The 2,563-nt window shown below is 32.0% G+C and carries 6 protein-coding genes; all 6 read right to left on the minus strand.

Translation table 11 applies throughout. From position 1 onward, the window contains the following. Nucleotides 1-262: 262 nt before the first annotated feature. The 6 genes from ACOYLT_RS11495 to ACOYLT_RS11520 all read right to left on the minus strand — a co-directional run bounded on the left by ACOYLT_RS11495 (nucleotide 263) and on the right by ACOYLT_RS11520 (nucleotide 2,522). Complete coding sequence (locus tag ACOYLT_RS11495; protein ID WP_422853987.1) at nucleotides 263-778, minus strand: hypothetical protein; 516 nt, start codon at nucleotides 776-778, stop codon at nucleotides 263-265. Continuing rightward, on the minus strand, nucleotides 730-879 hold the full coding sequence (locus ACOYLT_RS11500; protein WP_422853982.1) for a hypothetical protein: 150 nt from the start codon (nucleotides 877-879) through the stop codon (nucleotides 730-732). Before ACOYLT_RS11500 ends, ACOYLT_RS11495 begins: the two co-directional genes overlap by 49 nt. Nucleotides 880-1,097: 218 nt before the next feature. Continuing rightward, nucleotides 1,098-1,454: a helix-turn-helix domain-containing protein gene (locus tag ACOYLT_RS11505; RefSeq protein WP_422853983.1), complete on the minus strand. Its 357-nt coding sequence runs from the start codon at nucleotides 1,452-1,454 to the stop codon at nucleotides 1,098-1,100. A 5-nt stretch (nucleotides 1,455-1,459) separates the two neighbouring features. Further along, nucleotides 1,460-1,753, minus strand: coding sequence for a type II toxin-antitoxin system HigB family toxin (locus tag ACOYLT_RS11510; protein WP_422853984.1), 294 nt, complete (start codon nucleotides 1,751-1,753; stop codon nucleotides 1,460-1,462). 233 nt (nucleotides 1,754-1,986) lie between these two features. After that, entirely contained in the window at nucleotides 1,987-2,283 is a 297-nt protein-coding gene (locus ACOYLT_RS11515) for a type II toxin-antitoxin system RelE/ParE family toxin (protein ID WP_422853985.1), read from the minus strand. After that, on the minus strand, nucleotides 2,280-2,522 hold the full coding sequence (locus tag ACOYLT_RS11520) for a type II toxin-antitoxin system ParD family antitoxin (protein ID WP_422853986.1): 243 nt from the start codon (nucleotides 2,520-2,522) through the stop codon (nucleotides 2,280-2,282). The genes ACOYLT_RS11515 and ACOYLT_RS11520 overlap by 4 nt, the downstream gene beginning before the upstream one ends. Nucleotides 2,523-2,563: the final 41 nt, after the last annotated feature.

Raw genomic sequence — 2,563 nt, forward strand, 5'->3', positions numbered from 1 at the left:
CAAATCAGGCGAAACCCATGACAGAAAAGTAATTACTCAAATAGCACCCACTATATCGCAAAAAATAAAAACAGCTTTTCCTAACGGAACCGAAGCTGAGGTATTGATAGAGGTATTGGGAAAGTAAAGTTTGTATGCCAGACGCAGTCACTACTTTGCGATCGATTTCTCTCCATTAGCACAAAACGAAAACAGTAAAAAAGAACGAACTAATCACCAAAAAACAGCAATTGCGTATGACTGAGGTTAGCAGTTGTTTTTCTTATTTAATCCAAAATGCTTCGGTTAAGTAGAAAACAGTATCTATAAAATATAAAACTTCATTTCTTGTCAAAACATTTTCATCATGTAAATCTTCCAGAATAATTCCTAATTCGGGATTGATATAATCATTGTTACGATTATTTTCAAAACCATTTAGAGTTAAAAATTCTTTGACTTGATTTAAATCTGTATTAGCAGTTATTGAAACATAAGATTGCTGAACAACAGCATATAAAATGTCATTATCTTTTGTAAAGCCAATTAAATCATATGCTGTATCTGGAAAGAAATAATTGTGAAGTAATAAATTGTATAAATAATCTTTCCAGGAATTGTAGTAAATACTATCGTTTAGTTTAAGCACATTTTCAGTATCCTTCAAATACACTTTTTGTTCAGCACCTTCGCTGACATATTGCGTTCTATTAATAGCTATCCAAAGATTTTTGTCAGATATATAACTTTCTAATCTCTTTGTTTCTTGTTTTTTGAAGTGCTTTTCGTCTTTAATGATTGGGCTTGTTTGCGCGCCATCGTTAAGGTAACTGGCGATTGATTGGATAATTGTTCCAAACCTAATTTGGCTCTTTCCTTAAAGGACATTGTGTAGTTCATTTTTCAAATGATTTTGCATCAACAAATATAAACAAACTTTTTATTTATCGAAAAATAGCTCATTGTCAACGTTTTTCAAGATAGCGGCCAACATTTCCTTGCTAGAACTTGTGGCGGCTTATGGAAAGTTTACTTTCCATAACCGACCAAGCGAAGTTATGAAAAGTAAACGAACAATATACAGAAAAACTAGCCATAAGTTTTAGCAAGTGTGCCTCTTAGTAAGTTTGTATCAAAACATCAGTAGGAATGTTCAATCTGTCATGTAATTGACGAATCATTTCCAATGACAATTTTCTTTTCTTATTTAGTATTTCGCTTGCTCTACTTTTTAAACCAACTATATTAGCTAAATCGGTTTGATTATAGCCCATTTGTTCCATTCTGAATTTGATTGCTTCAATTGGATCTGGCAATCCGATAGGGAAGTGTTCATTTTCATATTGGTCAACCAAAATTCCAAGCACTTCAAGTTCGTCGCCTTCAGGCGAACCTTTTTTTGCATCAAAAATTGTTTCAAGTCTTTCGAGAGCTTGATTATAATCTTTATCTGTTTTTATAGGTTTAATTTCCATAGCTTTTAAATTTCGTTTGCATTTATCTTATCATATTCTCCATGCGTTCCAATAAATCGAATCCAAACCATTTGGTAATCATAATTTATCTTTACAACTAATCTGTAATTGTTTCCTTTAATGTTGAAAACAATTCTGTTATCGTTTAAAATACTTGCGCTCGGATATTCTTTTTTGATTTGATTAGGATTTTTCCATTCCGCATTACTTGCTTCCTGAAACCACGATTTTAGTTGTTGCTCACAACCTGAATGCTTTTCCCAAAAATCTCTCAATATTTTTTTCGCAATTACTCTCAACGTTAAAATTTTTGACGAAGATAATAAAAAGTTCCCAATACGGGAAATAAAATGCGGATTTATTTATTCCGTGTAGCTTTTTGGCATAATCGTTAACGGTTTGGCGCTTCTCGTCAGTTGCTAACTTCGAAACTTTTTATTTTCTGTTAAAGATAAAAATTCTTGCGAAACGTAAACGTGAACTTACCACAAAATTCGTAAATGCGTTAAACGGCTGTTATATCCCGTTTCGTTTATATTTGATTAGGAATATCCATCATCTGATGCAACACTCTAACAATTTCCAAAATTCCATCTTCTGCTTTCTTGTAGATGATAAGATGTGATTTTACTCTAAATTGTCTATAACCCGTCTTAATTTCTCCAATATCTTTTCCTCCCTCAAAATCTTCGACAATAAATTCTATTTCTTGATAAATTAGGCGGTAATAATGATTAGCTTGATTTAGTGACCAGTTTTCTAAAGTGTAAAGCCAAATTTTATCTATATCTTCTAAAGCTTTTGCACTTATGCGATATTCATTTTTCATAAATGCTTTTTGTGAAGATTGGCCAAATGAGCTTCAGAATCAAAATTTGAAACCATTCCACTTTTCTCCCCGATTTCGATTTCGTCTCTAAATTTCTTTATTTTTCGCTCTTCTAGTTCTAGCAATCTTAAAGCTGTGCGTACAACTTCACTTGCAGAACTAAAACGTCCTGAAGAAATCTCCTCATTAATGAAACTCTCAAAATAATCTCCTAATAAAATTGATGTGTTCTTTGCCATAACTTTTCATTTAAAACTCAAATATACCAATTTTTGGTATG

Source organism: Flavobacterium sp. (assembly GCF_049318185.1).
In the GTDB taxonomy this organism is placed as follows: Bacteria; Bacteroidota; Bacteroidia; order Flavobacteriales; family Flavobacteriaceae; genus Flavobacterium.